The organism is Mesorhizobium sp. M0491 (genome assembly GCF_040321265.1).
In the GTDB taxonomy this organism is placed as follows: Bacteria; Pseudomonadota; Alphaproteobacteria; order Rhizobiales; family Rhizobiaceae; genus Mesorhizobium.
In genome coordinates this window covers 98,792-113,517 of record NZ_JAMYRE010000013.1, presented here as the reverse complement: position 1 = coordinate 113,517, position 14,726 = coordinate 98,792, and the positions used below count along the sequence as shown (strand labels likewise).

The 14,726-nt window shown below is 57.7% G+C and carries 19 protein-coding genes and 1 tRNA gene; 13 read left to right on the top strand and 7 right to left on the bottom strand.

The window, feature by feature from the left end:
• Positions 1 to 302: 302 nt before the first annotated feature.
• The 10 genes from NKI69_RS18550 (at position 303) to NKI69_RS18505 (ending at position 6,502) form a co-directional block, all read left to right on the top strand.
• Positions 303 to 392: transfer RNA gene (locus tag NKI69_RS18550), tRNA-Ser, on the top strand.
• A 412-nt stretch (positions 393 to 804) separates the two neighbouring features.
• A complete protein-coding gene (locus NKI69_RS18545; protein ID WP_352722315.1) occupies positions 805 to 1,005 on the top strand; it encodes a helix-turn-helix transcriptional regulator in 201 nt (66 codons plus the stop codon).
• An 11-nt stretch (positions 1,006 to 1,016) separates the two neighbouring features.
• The gene (locus tag NKI69_RS18540) at positions 1,017 to 1,298 is read left to right on the top strand and encodes a hypothetical protein (protein ID WP_352722313.1); all 282 of its coding nucleotides are present in this window, start codon (positions 1,017 to 1,019) and stop codon (positions 1,296 to 1,298) included.
• Positions 1,279 to 1,689, top strand: coding sequence for a hypothetical protein (locus tag NKI69_RS18535; protein WP_352722312.1), 411 nt, complete (start codon positions 1,279 to 1,281; stop codon positions 1,687 to 1,689). Before NKI69_RS18540 ends, NKI69_RS18535 begins: the two co-directional genes overlap by 20 nt.
• 109 nt (positions 1,690 to 1,798) lie before the next feature.
• Complete coding sequence (locus tag NKI69_RS18530) at positions 1,799 to 2,014, top strand: hypothetical protein (protein ID WP_352722310.1); 216 nt, start codon at positions 1,799 to 1,801, stop codon at positions 2,012 to 2,014.
• Positions 2,011 to 3,306 (top strand): virulence-associated E family protein, encoded by a 1,296-nt coding sequence (locus NKI69_RS18525; protein ID WP_352722308.1) that lies wholly within the window; start codon positions 2,011 to 2,013, stop codon positions 3,304 to 3,306. Before NKI69_RS18530 ends, NKI69_RS18525 begins: the two co-directional genes overlap by 4 nt.
• Positions 3,307 to 3,527: 221 nt before the next feature.
• Positions 3,528 to 3,857 (top strand): hypothetical protein, encoded by a 330-nt coding sequence (locus NKI69_RS18520; RefSeq protein WP_352722307.1) that lies wholly within the window; start codon positions 3,528 to 3,530, stop codon positions 3,855 to 3,857.
• Positions 3,858 to 3,910: 53 nt separating this feature from the next.
• Positions 3,911 to 4,816, top strand: a complete 906-nt coding sequence (locus NKI69_RS18515) for a hypothetical protein (RefSeq protein ID WP_352722306.1) — start codon at positions 3,911 to 3,913, stop codon at positions 4,814 to 4,816.
• 339 nt (positions 4,817 to 5,155) lie between these two features.
• Positions 5,156 to 6,082: a DUF3800 domain-containing protein gene (locus NKI69_RS18510; RefSeq protein WP_352722305.1), complete on the top strand. Its 927-nt coding sequence runs from the start codon at positions 5,156 to 5,158 to the stop codon at positions 6,080 to 6,082.
• 57 nt (positions 6,083 to 6,139) lie between these two features.
• Positions 6,140 to 6,502, top strand: coding sequence for a DUF6804 family protein (locus NKI69_RS18505; RefSeq protein WP_352722304.1), 363 nt, complete (start codon positions 6,140 to 6,142; stop codon positions 6,500 to 6,502).
• Positions 6,503 to 6,595: 93 nt separating this feature from the next.
• On the opposite strand, the gene NKI69_RS18500 is transcribed toward NKI69_RS18505, so the two are convergent.
• The 5 genes from NKI69_RS18500 to NKI69_RS18480 form a co-directional block, all read right to left on the bottom strand.
• A complete protein-coding gene (locus tag NKI69_RS18500; protein WP_352722303.1) occupies positions 6,596 to 7,423 on the bottom strand; it encodes a toll/interleukin-1 receptor domain-containing protein in 828 nt (275 codons plus the stop codon).
• A 171-nt stretch (positions 7,424 to 7,594) separates the two neighbouring features.
• Positions 7,595 to 8,197 (bottom strand): recombinase family protein, encoded by a 603-nt coding sequence (locus NKI69_RS18495; protein ID WP_352722302.1) that lies wholly within the window; start codon positions 8,195 to 8,197, stop codon positions 7,595 to 7,597.
• Between the two features lie 86 nt (positions 8,198 to 8,283).
• Positions 8,284 to 8,769, bottom strand: coding sequence for a hypothetical protein (locus NKI69_RS18490; protein ID WP_352722301.1), 486 nt, complete (start codon positions 8,767 to 8,769; stop codon positions 8,284 to 8,286).
• A gap of 576 nt (positions 8,770 to 9,345) precedes the next feature.
• On the bottom strand, positions 9,346 to 10,329 hold the full coding sequence (locus NKI69_RS18485) for a restriction endonuclease (RefSeq protein WP_352722300.1): 984 nt from the start codon (positions 10,327 to 10,329) through the stop codon (positions 9,346 to 9,348).
• A 200-nt stretch (positions 10,330 to 10,529) separates the two neighbouring features.
• Positions 10,530 to 10,790, bottom strand: a complete 261-nt coding sequence (locus NKI69_RS18480; RefSeq protein WP_352722299.1) for a helix-turn-helix domain-containing protein — start codon at positions 10,788 to 10,790, stop codon at positions 10,530 to 10,532.
• Positions 10,791 to 10,891: 101 nt separating this feature from the next.
• Between NKI69_RS18480 and NKI69_RS18475 the strand changes: the two genes are divergently transcribed.
• Positions 10,892 to 11,161, top strand: a complete 270-nt coding sequence (locus NKI69_RS18475; protein WP_352722298.1) for a hypothetical protein — start codon at positions 10,892 to 10,894, stop codon at positions 11,159 to 11,161.
• An 18-nt stretch (positions 11,162 to 11,179) separates the two neighbouring features.
• Here NKI69_RS18475 and NKI69_RS18470 read toward each other — a convergent pair whose 3' ends face one another.
• Complete coding sequence (locus tag NKI69_RS18470) at positions 11,180 to 12,493, bottom strand: tyrosine-type recombinase/integrase (RefSeq protein ID WP_352722297.1); 1,314 nt, start codon at positions 12,491 to 12,493, stop codon at positions 11,180 to 11,182.
• Positions 12,494 to 12,799: 306 nt separating this feature from the next.
• Between NKI69_RS18470 and NKI69_RS18465 the strand changes: the two genes are divergently transcribed.
• Complete coding sequence (locus NKI69_RS18465) at positions 12,800 to 13,084, top strand: alcohol dehydrogenase catalytic domain-containing protein (protein ID WP_352722296.1); 285 nt, start codon at positions 12,800 to 12,802, stop codon at positions 13,082 to 13,084.
• 212 nt (positions 13,085 to 13,296) lie between these two features.
• On the opposite strand, the gene NKI69_RS18460 is transcribed toward NKI69_RS18465, so the two are convergent.
• Positions 13,297 to 14,190: a LysR family transcriptional regulator gene (locus tag NKI69_RS18460; protein WP_352722295.1), complete on the bottom strand. Its 894-nt coding sequence runs from the start codon at positions 14,188 to 14,190 to the stop codon at positions 13,297 to 13,299.
• Between the two features lie 148 nt (positions 14,191 to 14,338).
• Here NKI69_RS18460 and NKI69_RS18455 point away from each other — a divergent pair, with 148 nt between their 5' ends.
• Positions 14,339 to 14,722, top strand: coding sequence for a DUF1330 domain-containing protein (locus NKI69_RS18455; protein ID WP_127290690.1), 384 nt, complete (start codon positions 14,339 to 14,341; stop codon positions 14,720 to 14,722).
• Positions 14,723 to 14,726 lie beyond the last annotated feature (4 nt).

Here is a 14,726-nt window from a genome sequence, read left to right as displayed (position 1 = left end):
AAGGGCGGCCGGCCCCGCGGTCCTGCCTGTGCACACCATTGCAGCGGCGGCGCCTGTAAAAACGGGCATGCCGGCCGCCTTGTGAAACACTGTGTGGCCGGCAAAGCGAATAGACTGCCGTTATGGCTTGGCATTCGGCGCCGGATCGACTAGATGAGCCCCGCGCCTGTTGCTTCGGCTCAGGTGCGGGGAAGGGCGTTCGCTGGTTGGCGGCGCCGGCGCGGATTTCCACGCCTCAGCCCCAAGGGAGGTGCATCTCCCCAACCCGCACGGCGAAACCGGCCGACGCGACATGCATGGACGGAGAGGTGGCCGAGTGGTTGAAGGCGCACGCCTGGAAAGTGTGTTTACGGGAGACCGTAACGCGGGTTCGAATCCCGCTCTCTCCGCCATTTATTCGATTAACATATTGATTTTATTGCGTTATTTCGGCTTCGTCTAGTTCGACCCACATTTCTACCCACATGGGATTGTTTTCCTATCTACGGCTCGCCCCTTGGGCGCGGACTCCGGTCGAATTTCTTTCCGCCGACTCCTTCGGCAGCCCCGCACAGTGACTCCCATCCCAGCCGGATGCCTTCCGCGACTGGTTCCAGGCTACCGGCTAGGAGGAGTCGACCCACAGGAGCGACACAACCAGCTTTAAGTATGGCTTTAGTGCAAGATACAAAAGCCAGCTTTTCACCTGGATTTCAAAGTATAAATTTTCCAGCTTAAAGTATGGCTTTTCGTTTCCGATTGACTACGACCGTACATCAATTTACGATCATCGGTCCGGGCAACGGGTGCCCGCCGGAGCAAACGATGAAGACCTTTGTGAGACGACCAGAAGTACTTACACGAACCGGGCTCAGCGTGTCAACTCTTTACGAGTTGATCAAGGCGGGCCGGTTTCCCAGGCCGCTGAAAATCGGAGTGTCCGCCGTAGCCTGGGACGCGGACGAAATCACCGAGTGGCAAGAACGCTGCATCGCCGCCCAGCGCGACACTTCGGCAGCAGCGTAAGGAGAAAGAAAATGGACGAAACATCCTTTAGCGCTCTGATGCGCGACCCTGATTTCGCCAAGAAGACGCATCCGAGCGAGACCCCTATCGCCAACGAGCCTTGGCGTACAGAATTGCGGGAAAGCCATGCGCGCGATCTGGAACTTCAGCAAGAAACCCAGGCCAAGCAGCAGCGGATCAAAGCCAGCGGTGCGCCGCACATCCTCGTAGCCCTCGCGGGCGAAGACACCGAGGTGAGGGACTGGCTTATTGGGCAGATCGAGGCGAACGGCAATGGCGCGAACCAAGTGTAAGCGGCCGCGCTCGGTTGCGGAGGAGGTACGCTACATCCTCCGTAGCCTTCGCTTTTCCCCTGACGGAAAGCACCGTTTCGCAGAGCAGATTATGGCGCATATGCGTGCGGACAACGTTGGCGCAGTGATGCGGGTACTCGCGCAGCTTTGCGAGTACCCCGATGTTGAGGAGGAGTTCGCCTGGCAATTGCTGGCCTACCCGGAGCAAGCGCTTATCGAACTAAAGACGCTGCCAGAAGTAAAGCAGGTGAGGACAACATTCACCTTCTTTCGGGCCTCGGGCGTGGAGCCTCCCGCCGACCTGCTGGAACGCGCCCGCAAAGCAGCGGCGAAGGCCGAGCAAATACTCCGGCAACGTGGATTTGGCCACCTCCTTGAGGAGGTGCATTGAGATGGCGTCGCCTCGTTCGGCGACGAGATCTTGTGGCTCACGGGACGTTCGCTTTTTCCGTCATCGTAATTGTCTGGATCGTGCTGGCGACCTGAAGGAGCCGAGGCAAATGGGAACCATTATCAACTTGAACGAAGTGCGGGCGAAGCGGCGGAGGCCGCTTGATCCGCTCGCGGAGTTTGGCTCCGGGTGGGAGCGCCTGATGGATGCCGTAGACCGCATCGATGAGGCCCCACCGTCTGCGCCGTTGATCGCCGCTCGCGCGGCCATTCTGGACGCTTGCGAGAGACTGCTGGCTCGCGAGACGAGGTTCTACGGCGGATGACTGACGTGGTGAAAGACGGCAGCGGGTCTCCGCTGGTTAGAATGTTCGCGGAGCAGCTGGTGCGAAAGCAACAGACCTCGAACGGTGGCGCGGTGGTCAAGGCCGAGGCCTCAACGGAAATGAGTCGCGTCCGAAATCCGAGCGGCATAGCTGCTTCGTTAGACAACGCGGAGCGCGCTATCCGAGAGCTCGGGATCGTGTTCCGCTTTGATGAGTTCCGGCAGCGCGTCGTCTGCGACGGCCTCGACACGCACCTCGGCGTGACAATGGAAGACATCGTGCTGCATGTGAGGCGCGCCGTCATCCAGAAGTTCGGCTTCGACCCGGAGCAAAATCACACTCGTGATGCAATCCGCATCTTGGCGAGGGAGAACTCGTTTAACCCGGTGCTCAATTACATTGATGCGCAGCAGTGGGACGGAGTACCAAGGATCGACAATTGGCTGAGCGTGTATCTCGGCGCGCAAGATAACCCACTGAACCGGGCTTTTGGACGGGCGTTTCTCATTGCCGGCGTTCGGAGGGCGCGTCGTCCCGGCTGTAAGTTTGACTACGTGTTGGTGCTGGAAGGCCAGCAAGGGCGCGGCAAATCGAGCGCACTGAAGATAATAGCCGGTGGCGAGGACTTCTTTTCTGACGAGATCGTAATCGGCCAGGGCTCGAAGGAAACGCAGGAACTGCTTCAAGGAAAATGGATTGTTGAACTGCCAGAATTGGTCGGCCTGCGCAGCGCCGATATCAGGGGAATAAAGCAGTTCGTCTCAAAGACGGTTGACCGAGCGCGCGGCGCGTTTCAAAAGTCGGTCGAGGAGCTACCTCGTCGCTGCATTTTCGCAGGCACCACGAACGATGCGCAGTACCTGAAAGACCCAACAGGGAACCGCCGCTTTTGGCCGGTCGCGACTGGCAAGATTGATCTCGTCACATTAGCGGAGGCTCGCCATCAGCTTTGGGCGGAAGCCGCCGCTGCCGAGCCCGACGCTCCCGACCCGATCACTATTCCCGAAAGCCTTTGGGCCGCTGCAGCCGAGCGCCAGGCCGAGCGCTTTGCGAGCGACCCTTGGGAAGACATCTTGGAAAGAAAGCTGCCGGAGACGGCACACCGCGTAAGCAGCGAATTGCGCATCCCAACCCATGCCATATTCGAAAGCTGCCTTGGCATGGAATTTGGTTCAGCATCGCGGCGCGACATGTTGCGACTGGGCGAATGCATGAGGCGCCTCGGATGGGACGGGCCCAGGCCATTCCGGGTCGGGGGCGCGCTGGAAAAGGGCTACGTAAAGGAGGGGTGATATGGCTCTCGTGTCCCGTTACCGTTGTTACCGTGTAGCCGTTGTCCAGCTAAGGCTGCTCCCGGCGTGTAGTACCTCGGCCACCCAATCGGTTTTTTATCGGTAACAACGGTAACTACGGTAACACACTCACAAACCATTGAAATGACATGGCAATTTAGTAGCCGTGATCTCAATTCGGACGGCTACATCACGGTAACTAGCGCCCATTGGAGCGAAAAATGAACGACCCCGAAATCAGCCCGGCGCTGCGAAAGCTCCTAGACATCATGACCTCGCCAGATGTGCCGATGGCCCGCTCCGTCGACGCGGCCCGCGCTGTCATCGAGTTTGAAGTGCCGCAAGAGGTTTACGACCTCACGCACGCTTTCCTCTTGGGTGTGGCGGAGTGTGGCGATTTGAAGTTGGCCGTCCAGGCATTGCAGCTTTTACGGAAAGTCGAAGCCCGCCGCGTCATTCCCGGTGTTGCGAAAGCAGCGGACCCTGCCGAGGGCCTTGGCAAGCGGCTGGAAGAGGCGCGGGTGCGGGTGGAGGCAAAGCGGCGCTACTAGACAGTTTACCCCTAAAGCTGTTTTTATTCGTCCGGGCTTAATGGGAGGCGGATATGTTTAAGTCGTTCTTTACGAACGTTCGTCAGTTCAGCATTCGGATTTTTGACGAGACGAAGTCCGACTGGCGGGCGCAAGGCATCGTCGCGCTAACTATTATTGCGGTGGTTGGGACCTTGGTTGTTTACGCTTTTTGGCCAGCTGCTACCGATCCCGCAAAATTTGCCGGAGCTGTTTTTGCGGGTTGGATGGCTGGATTACTACTATCAATATTGGGGCTGATTACGGCGGTTGTATCTCTCTCGAATCCAGAGCGAGACGCCTTTAATTCCAGAGCCCGTATTCTGCTGCGCGGGCGCTCAGGGTCTCATATCGACTTTCTAATCGACGACATGAATACGCTTCTTGAGCCCTATGTTGTTAGCGCCACTAAAAAAATGACGATCAACGATTATGACGAGGCAACGAACCGTTTTCATATTATCTATCACAGTATGACAGAACTTCGAGCCTACCTTGACGACATTCCGACAAAATTTGAACCAAAGGTGGGATACGAGCATGCAGCTCAATCGCCCCAAAATAGGCCGCAGGCCGGGCTAACCTTCATCAGGATTGATGGACTGGTAAAAGTCGGGCCAACGCCTTTCGATACCAAATTCTTGGAGGGACCTTTTCCCGTGGTCATTTCCCCAGGTCAAAGCTGCGTTATCGAGCATCGATTTAACTGCTGGGTAGCGGCCAATGACCCCAATCGTTTTTCGGCCATGCGCTTCGTTCAGAATGTAGAGATGGAAGTCCGGAACGATCTCCCTGAGCGGAACTTATTAGTTGACCCGCAGGCAGGGGGGCTGCCTAGTGGGCCGGTGACGATCCCTCCCGGCGAAGCCAAAATGATCGTTAACCTAAAGGATTTAAAACCTGCCAAGCATGTGTACGATTTCAGAGTCACAGCTGCTTGATGCCGAGTGCGCACTGTACTATGTAAACGACCAGAGATGGAGGCACCCATGAACGTACGTACGATTGGTGACGACGTCGGTATCTGACGCTAGCCCGTTTCGATTAAACGTAGGCCCGGCCCCGTAGCCGGGCCTTTGTTTTGTGCTCGACCCTCATCTCGTCACATCGTCGGCCTCTCCCAGCAGATCTCGAATACCGAGCGCGCAAGGGCGCCTTGACACCTTTGTTCTTATTTCGTTCACTGCCCCAGCAAGCGCTAACGGCGGACGAAATGGGCGCTGGATAACGAGAGCCCCACTGAGGGCAACGCATAGCCTTCAGGCCGCAAGGTTCCGAAAATGCCTCTTCAAGCCTTTAGCGACGACTCCGCCAGCGAAATTGATGACAAGCGTCTCTTTTTTGCGGGCTATTTGAATAGCGCCGCTCGCTGGGCGCTGTTTGCTGAAGCGTGGGACGAGGAGCTTAGGGCGAAGCCGTCTATTGCCTATCTTAAGATGGCTGAAGCCCAGAACCTGCGTGACCAGTTTCGTGGCTGGAGCGTGCCCGAAAAGGATCAAAAGCTTCGGTCAATGGTGCGGGTAATCCATCACTTTGCGCCGACCTCCTTCGAATTCTCGGTGAGCCGGAAAGCCTATTGGGACGATGTGAAGCCAGTTGCCCCACGGGGCATCCAAGCCCCGCATTTTGTGTTGACCTATCATGTCATGGCCGGCCTGTCGCAATATGCGGTGTCTGTCAGGAACCGCATCCCAATCGATTTCATCTTTGATGATCAGGAAGGCGTTCAAGACGATGTCGACCTGTTTTTTTCGTATATGAAGAAGCAAATCCCCAGGAAGGCTAGAAAGCTGATCGTAAATGCTCCCGTGTTTCGCAGCGACAGGGATGTCTTGCCTCTGCAGGCAGCCGACATGTTGGCTTGGCATTTGCGACGCGAACACGAAGCCAAAACAAGACCGGAAGACGCGGAAATGGCGCAGCTGCTTCGGAGCCCATCTGGCCATTTGGTTTCTGAGGTTCCAGGCGACAGTCTCAAAACCATTGGCGGCTTCTTTGCCACCTTGCCTGCTATAAGCGGGCTACAGTCAAAACCGCAATGGCGGACCCATAAGCAGAATTTGCGGGAGCTGATTTTGCAGGGGTATCTCCCGCCTCATGGTACGCGATGGAAAAATTTCCTCTTCGAGCGCCGGCACGATCTATCGATCCTCCTAGACAAGCTTTCGAAGATGATCGCTCCTAAGCCGCCCAAGTCACCCGACTGACGCCTTGCATCAGTTTAGCAATGATGATTTTTGGCAGTTTCGAGTCGGGAGGGGTTCTTGCTGAAAGCGGTGTTGTCGACTCCAGCCGGTGTATTTCGGGTGGTTTGCATTTTCGTTGCCCTTGCGTCGCTTCTAGCCGTCGCGCCATGGCTATACGGCTATTATCAATTGCTCCGGGTGGTTGTCTTTTTCGCCGGCATTTGCTGCGACGTGTTTATGAGATCGACAGGCAGCGAAAATCAGCACCTGGCATGGGCGTTATTCGCAGCCGCGTTACTTTTCAATCCGTTTCTCCCAATTCCTCTGCCTTTTGCGCGGATATTCAAGAAAGGCGGTATTTGTAATGTTCGCGATACTTACGGTCGCTGTCCTTGCCATAGAGATTCTTTTCGTACCAATGCAACTAAACCAGATAAATAGCCTTGGCCAATTAGGGGCTGGGATTATCACGGCATTCGGACTTTTTTGGAAGAACGGCGACGTTTAAGCTCCTATGAGATTTGCGTTCACGGATTAGAATTTGGCTCGACGTCGAACTGCGTCGGCGGGCGAAGGGGGGCTATCGCCTTCCGGGTTAGAGTAGCGATCTGCCAGCATCTCCGCATGTCGCGCCGCGTCGTCCTGCGCCAGCAGCATAGCTCTCGCTTCAGGCGCCATCTTTGTACCGATGGTGAATCGGCCGGTTGTTTCGTTGTCAGTGCTGGCTCGCGAAATCCCAAGGGTCTCCAGGACGCCTGCGAGCAAGCCCATTATGTCGTTTTGCGATCGCCGAAGGTAATTTTGCTGGGTTAGCAGTTGGGCCAAAGCGGCTTGGGTATCGCGCTTCTCATCGCCAATATTCTTCGCTTTTTCTTCTTCTAACTTATCCGCCGGAATCGCTTGGTAAGCGCTTTCCAAATCCGGCCACCACTTTTCGAAAGTACTGGTGATACGAGCATCCTCTATGGGTGCAGACGACGCCTTGTTGATGTCTTTGACCAACTTCAGGATTCCGGTCCTGTCGAACTTATTGTATTGGAACTGGCTGAGCGGGCTTTCGACAAGCGCGAGATCAGGTAGGTCGCAGAGAAGCGGCGTAACGCGACCAGGCATCGTGTTCGAAAGGGCGCCCGCCTCAAACAGCACCCATGGCGCCTTGAGGTTTGTCTTGGTCAAAATCACGATGCCGAAACCCCTTTCGGCAAGATTTTCCGCGATAGTGTTGAGACCCCGGTCGCCTGACGAAATATCCTGCGATGAAACAAAAACATCCACGGCTTGAAGTACGTTGGGCAACCAGTCCTTCAGAGCCTCAGCTATGCTATGGCTCTGCTTACCGGACCAACTGGCAAATATTTTCATCGCTCCCTCCCCTGTTGGCTATTCTCTAGCGCACTAACGGCGGGGATGGAACTCAAACCAAGACCGTGTTTGCCTCGACGGCCCGCACAATCGACGCTTACGCCGCATCCCTTAGAATGCAGAATACGCTTGCCCTCCCAATCCCCAGCTTTGCGGCGATGGCATCTCCCGTCAGCCCATCCGACTTGAGCCGTTCCCGGCTTGGTGCTTGATCCTCTGGACAGTGCCGACGCTCACGCCATGCTTAGCCGCGAGGGCGCGAATGCTGCCGTGGGAGGAACTCAGGTCATGGGCGATCGCCTCCTCCGTCGCCTTTGAGACGCGAGGACGGCCTAGCTTCTTGCCCTTCGCCCGCGCCGAGTTGAGTCCCGATTTGACGCGCTCGCTTATCATCGCGCGCTCGAACTCCGCGAACACACCCATCATCTGAAACATGGCCTTGCCCGCTGGGGTAGTGGTGTCGATGCCCTGCTGATGGAGGAAGAGATCAACGCGGAGGGCGTGGAGGTCGGAGAGGAAGGCGACGAGGCCCTGAAGTGAGCGGCCCAACCGGTCAACGCTCCACGCCATCACGACGTCGAAGCGCCGGCGGGCGGCATCTTTGCAGAGCGCTTCGAAGGCGGGGCGCTTGGCGCTTGCTCCGCTAACGCCGTGATCGCGGTAGACTTGGACAATCTCCCATCCCGTGCGGGACGCGACCTCCCGCAGTTCGCGCTCTTGTCGGTCGGTGGTTTGCTGGTCGGTGGATACGCGAAGGTAGAGTGCGGCGCGCATGGCGTTCGCCCTTTCGATGTGAGCCTAGCGTTCAACTAGACGGCGCGCTTTCGCGAGCCGCCCAGCGGAACGTTGGCGATGGGCCGTTAGATGGTTAGCTCGAACTCGGTCGCTGCCTTCGCGGCAAGCGATGCCTGATAGGCAGTACGGGCTTGGGCGTCGAGACGGTCGCGTTTCGTAGCGGGAAGCCCCGTGAACAGCCCCATTAGGAACTTGTTCCGGTCTTTCGCGTCGGTCTGCTCATACCGGGCCTTGCTCTCGGGGCCGAGCGCATTTCGGACCATCTGGCGAATAAACCGAACGTGCGGTTCTTCGGCCGGGCCAGCCGTTCGCCCAATGGCCCCCTCGATCAGCCGTTTGCGCTTCGCGTCGAAAGCGGCGCTAGCCGCCTCCTGGCTCTTAGCGCCCGCGTATGCGTCCTGCAGAGATTGGAGGGCGAAGCCCATGAGGTATTCGACTGAGGCGTCGGGAAGGGCTTGGCCGTCGAGCGTCCATTTGCCTTTTTCGACGGCCAAGATTGCCTCGCCCAGAGGGCCGAACTCGCGATGTGAAAACGTGCGCGTGACTTGCATAGCTGTATCTCCTTCAATGGTGCGGCTGAACCGCGTTAAGTAACTGAATTTACTAGAAAAATGTCGCTCTACTATGCGCGGCAGTCAAGCGCGATGTGCGAAAAACAAATGGTTTTTGAACGCAAAAATGACAGGCTGAAAAGCCCGGATTTGCGCCATTTCCACGCGGGCGTTTCGGAGGGGTTTTTTGAACACGCATCGCGAGGGCTGCGGTTCGGGATCGGAGGCCTGGCGTATGGCTCAACGTGGCGTGTTGCGATCACGGCGGATGGCGATCGTGCGGCCATTATCATGGTGGCCGTGCGCGGGCCGTGGACGCGTGTTCAACGCGTTGGCGCACCCCGAATGACCGGGGCAACGTCGGCGCGCGTTGTGGGCCATGTGCGGGCGAATGAATGCGTATGGCTTTTCCACTCGTTTAGGTGTCGCGAAGTGGAGCCCACCCCCCTATCTTCTCAAACCGCGCTGAAGGCTTTCGCTGATGCCGCCCCGGCCATCCCCCGTACGTGGTCCCTCGCAAATTTTGTGCTGATTTTTCAGTCGCGCTATCAACTGTGGTGCGGGAAATTTCCTGAGTTACGAGCGAAGTCGATCAATCCAAGTTCGCAGTGTCGCCCTGTCCGCTGCCTCTAGTGGATAATTTCGAGCCGTGCGCGTTGCTTCGGCACCGGGAGAGAGCACTGACGTTGTAACAATGAGTCCGGAACCAGCCTTCTCGTTGAGAACATCAGCGTAAACCGACTTGACCAGCGTCTTGTCTATCTTTGCTTTCTGACGCTTGCATTGCACGAGGATCATGGGTGGTCGATCGGGGCTCGCGTCGATGGGATAGACGCGCAAGTCGACTCCACCATCGTTGCTCCCAGGTCCAAGGCTAACGCGGAAGCCCTCGCGGTCGAAGAATTCGGCAGTGAACCCTTCGAACTTGCGCCAGTGCATCTTGTCAATCTCGTCAAAGTTCTGGCTGAGGTAGTCAACGTATCTCTGGTCGAAGAACTTTGTGTGCTGGGTTTCCAACCCGGCGCTCTTGAACAGGCCGCTAAGCTCCACAGTGTCGCGCCACTCGACGTTGCGCACCGAACCCCATGCGCTGCGATGCATGTCGCGGCCGAGACCCTCGATGAACTCAAGCGTCATAGTCGCGCCATCGATGCCATGGAGTTCGAACAGTTCCATCATGAGAGGTGATGGATCGATTAGACCATCCTCTGGCTTTGCATGCTCGGACTTGGCGAACCTGATGTACCCATCCATCAAGTCGTCGTAGATTTTCTTTTTCTCACTGTTCCGGTACTTATGGAACATCTCAATTGTTATTGAGACGTTGCTGTCTGACGGCGTGTTGCCGAGCCGGTAGAGAAGCGTAACTACCGCCTCCTCGAACGAGCTAGAGTGAATGCGGCCACCACCTGGTCCATCGGGGTCAAGAATCTCCGCGATTTCTTGATCGTGCAACAGCTCGTAGAGCTCGATCTCGGTGAGAACAACCCCCGCCTTGAATCCGGCAATTTCGGCCAACGCATCCACGAAATATTGCCGCGCTCCCCATATGCCGCCCATCTCCAGCCACCATCTTTCCCTGAACCGAGAGAGCCAGCCACTCGCGGCCAAGCGAAATGGCGCGAACGGCGCTCTTCAAGCAAGCGGAATTTCCCGCAAGACCGTATTGGTTGTTTTGCACAGGTTCCACAGAATTGCTAATCGCTAGGCGGCGGATACTAAGAACCCGTCGCGGTGCTACTTTGATGATGAGCGGGACCTCAGCTTTTCCGTCTCCCCGGGTTCAGGGGAGCAATCGGTTCGGCGTCTTTCGGCGGAATAGCGAACAGCTCGGAAACGTCATGCCCGAGGACCTTGGCAACCTTTTCTAGCGTGTTGATCGTCGCGTTTCTCTTGCCGCGCTCTAGGTGGCCGACATAGGCACGCTCGACCTCGGCGGCATAAGCAAGGTGGTCTTGCGACATCCCCATTTCGACCCGCAAACGCCGGACATTCCAGCCGACCCGTTCCCTGACATCCATTTAGTCAGAGCAACATCTGGCACTCTATGAAACCACGTCATATAAGACGAGTAATTGAAGGCCGGAAGGTGAGATCGGCCCATGATAAAGGGGGAGGCCAAGTGTTCTTCGTCATTCGATTCAACGCTGCTTTAGCGGGCTTGGGTATTAGTCCGACTCTGGTCCCTGCCGAATATCGGGAGCTGGGACAGACCCTCGGAAAAAAGTCGGGGTGCACCCCACAGGAAGCGGCACTGATGGTGCTTGCAAATTTGCCAGCTGACATTCAGCGCAGTGCAAATCCGCAAGTCGCCAACCTTTGGATGCACGAAGGTAAGGTGCGCCCCAACCCGGCCATGCAGGAAGCAATGTCGCGGATCGGCTGGCGTTAGCGAGGATCGCGGCGTGGCTCAGACCTTCGCGGCCATGGCCAGTACCACTACGTTGCCACCACTTGCCGGCGCCTGAGCGGCAAACCTTGCCCACGCGGCCATCAGTTTGCGGCGCTTCTCGAACTTGTCCCGGCGTTCATATGCTGATTGTGTCTTGTCGGATATCACATGGGCAAGCGCGGCTTCGGAAATGTCATCCGCGAAATTGGTCCGCTCCTTCGCCCAATCCTTGAACGTCGAACGGAAGCCGTGCGGCACCGGCTGCCGTCCAGGCGTGTCAGATGGAAGGGCGCCGAAGCCCTTCATCAACTCGTTCATTGCCATGTCAGACAGCCCCTTGCCCAGGCGCCCCCCGGCAAACAGATGTTCGTTATCCTTCTCGCGCGGTACCGTTTGCAGGATTTCAAGCGCCCTTTCGCAGAGAGGAACGCGGTGTTCGCGCTTGTTATCGCCGCCTAGTTTTGTCCCAGCCCGTGATGCCGGGACGGTCCAGACCTTCTCGGCAAAGTCGATTTCAACCCACTTCGCGCCGATGACGGCCCCGGTTCGGGCTGCGGTCAAAATGGCGAACTCGAGAGCGCGCGCGGAAATGCTGGCATTGGCGCGGAGCCGGACCACGAACGCGGGCAATTCCTCGAACGGCAGCGCGGGCTGATGCACCACTTTCTTAACCTTCGACGGTTTGGGATAAGACTTATCGAGATGACCTTTCCACACCGCAGGATTGGGGCTGTGTTTCGGGCGAAATCCCTTCACCCTTGCCCAGTCAAGAATGTTCTCAATTCGACCGCGCACACGGTTGGCCGTCTCGTTCTTTGTCGTCCAGATCGGGTCCAGAATCTGGCTGATATGACCGTCATCAACCTTCTCCACTGGAAGGTCGCCAACGACAGGGTAGGCGTAGGTCTCAAGCGTGTTCTTCCACTGTTCGCCATGCTTGGCGTTCTTCCAGCCGGCTGAGTTCGCGGTGATGTAACGCTCGGATGCTTGCTTGAACGTGATGCGCTTGGCGTCTGCAGCGCGAAGAGCAGCCGTCCGTTCGCGCCGCTCCTCGATCGGGTCCTTGCCGTCCGCGACTAACTGGCGAGCAGCCCGTGCCCTATCTCGGGCCTCCTTTAGGCTGAACGTCTGAACGTCTCCGAGGCCCATATACCGAGCCTTGCCGGCGAGCATGAAGCGAAAGAGCCAGGATTTGGTGACATCGCCCTGCGCGGCGTTCTTCGAGGTGCTCTTGGAGACTTGAAGATATAGCCCGCCGCCATCGCCGTAGTCTCCCGGCTCGGATTTCTTCACGACCTCGACAGCACTGAGTTTGTTAATAGTCCTTGCCATCGACACACCCCAACTAACGGAAAACGAATGGTAAAATATACCTACAATACAACCCACAAACAAGTGCTGTATTGTGCCGGAATTGGGCAGAACTCTTCGGAACGGAAATTATGTACTACCACAACATCTTAGGGTGGATTTCGGAGTTCTTCGGAACTTGGCAGGAGTTAGACGGACGGACGCTCTCTCCGCCAATTTGCACCCCAGCCGGAGTTGCCTGGAGCCGGCGCCCAGGGCACACGGACCAAGGCAATCCTCGTCGAGCGCCACGGAGGCCCCGACGTTCTGCAGCTTGCGGAGATCGGCTTGGCGCCGCCATCGCGTAGCGAGGTCCAGATCCGTCACACAATCATTGGGGTCAATTTCATCGACGTCTATTGCAGGACCGGCTATTTCGACCTCCTGCAGCCGCCAGGCGTTCCGGGCATGGAAGCCGCCGGTCTCATCGCAGCGGCCGGCCCGGAGGTTTCAGGCTTTTCAGTCGGCGACCGCATTGCCTATGCATGCCCGCCGGTCGGCGCCTACTGGCGCAGGCTGCCGACGCTCATCGCGATCTCGAGGCCAGGAGGACAACCAGGGCGCTTGTGCTGAAGGTGTGATAGTGTTGCCCCGGTGCTGTCATATTCTGAACAGGGCCGAATACCGGAGAATGGCAGCAAAACGGTCGATCATCTCGCCCTAGGCCGTGAACTCATAAATTGGGGAGACCGGGATCGGTGGGAACGGACGCCGACTTCCTGTACCGAGCTGCTTGGATAGGCGCCATGGTCGCCAAGGTCTGACGATCCTTATTTCAACCGTACTCAGTCGCGGTAGCGCAGCGTTTCCAGCACGAGTGCGAAAGCCGGCGAGGGTTGGCGCCGGCTTGGATAGTACAGGTGATATCCCGGCCGGAGTGGGCACCAGTCCTCAAGAACACGCACCAGGCGACCCTCTTCAAGGGGGGAGGTCACCAGGTCCTCGGGCAGGTAGGCGAGCCCGAATCCCTCAAGGCTGGCCTGACGGATCATCGCGAGGGTGTTGAACGCTGCGTGTCCTTGAACGCGCACCTTCAGCTCCCGCCCCTCCTTGCGAAACTCCCACGGTGCAAAGCCGCCATGTGTGGGCAGTCGCAGAGGTATGCACGCGTGATCGGCAAGGTCTGCGGGCGTGACCGGACGGGAGCGGCTTACGAAGTATGAAGGCGCTGCCACAACCGCCATGCGGAAGTCTGGTCCGATGCGCGCCGAGATCATGTCCTTGTCCACCTGTTCGCCAAGCCGCACACCCGCGTCGAAGCGATCGGCCGCAATGTCTGCCAAGCCGTAGTCATGGATGATCTCGACCCTGATGTCGGGATAGTCGCGCATGAGCCCGACCATGGCAGGCCAGATGATAGTCTCGCCGGCATGCTCCACGGTGGTGATCCGGACTGTGCCGGCCGGCTTGTCGCGCAGGGCGCTGAGGGCGGCAATTTCGCTTGCGATCTCATCGAACTTGGGAGCGATGCTTCGGAACAGACGATCCCCCGCTTCGGTGAGCGAGACGCTGCGGGTCGTGCGGGTCAGCAGCCTAACGCCGAGGCGCTCTTCCAGCGTCCGGATCGAATAGCTCAGAGCCGACTGCGACACCCCGAGCTTGGCGGCCGCCTTGGTGAAGCTGCGCTCGCGGGCGACGGCGATGAAGGTCAGGAAGTCATCCAGACTGTCGCGACGCATTCATCAACCCCACTTCTAAGCCCATGCAGATTATACCATCTAATTGCATGCCGCTAAAGGAGCTAACTTCCTGACCTCAAGGCCAGACGGTCCGGAGCAACTCTCCGCGCAATGCCTACCGTCCAACTGGCCACCGAAGGAGAACAAAATGAAGAAGGTAATCGTGGGCGCGCTCGCCGCCCTCACCATGATCGTGAGCCCTGCCGCCTTTGCTCAGGAAGCGACGGGCGCCGTCCCCCGCGCCTACATGATCGGCAGCTATGACATCAAGGATAAGGCGGTGTTTCAGCAGTACATCGAAGCCGCCTCGCCGCTCGTCACCAAGTATGGCGGCCGGGTGATCGTCTACAACCCCAATGTCACTGCCATCGAAGGAAGCTCGAGATCGGTGATAGCCATCGCCGAGTTCCCGAGCCTTGCTGACGCCCAGCGCTACTACAACTCGCCGGAATACACGGCGGCCCGGCAGTTTTTCACCAAATCGACCGAAGGATTTCGCATCATCACCGAAGGCGCCGGCCTTCCGCAGTGACGCA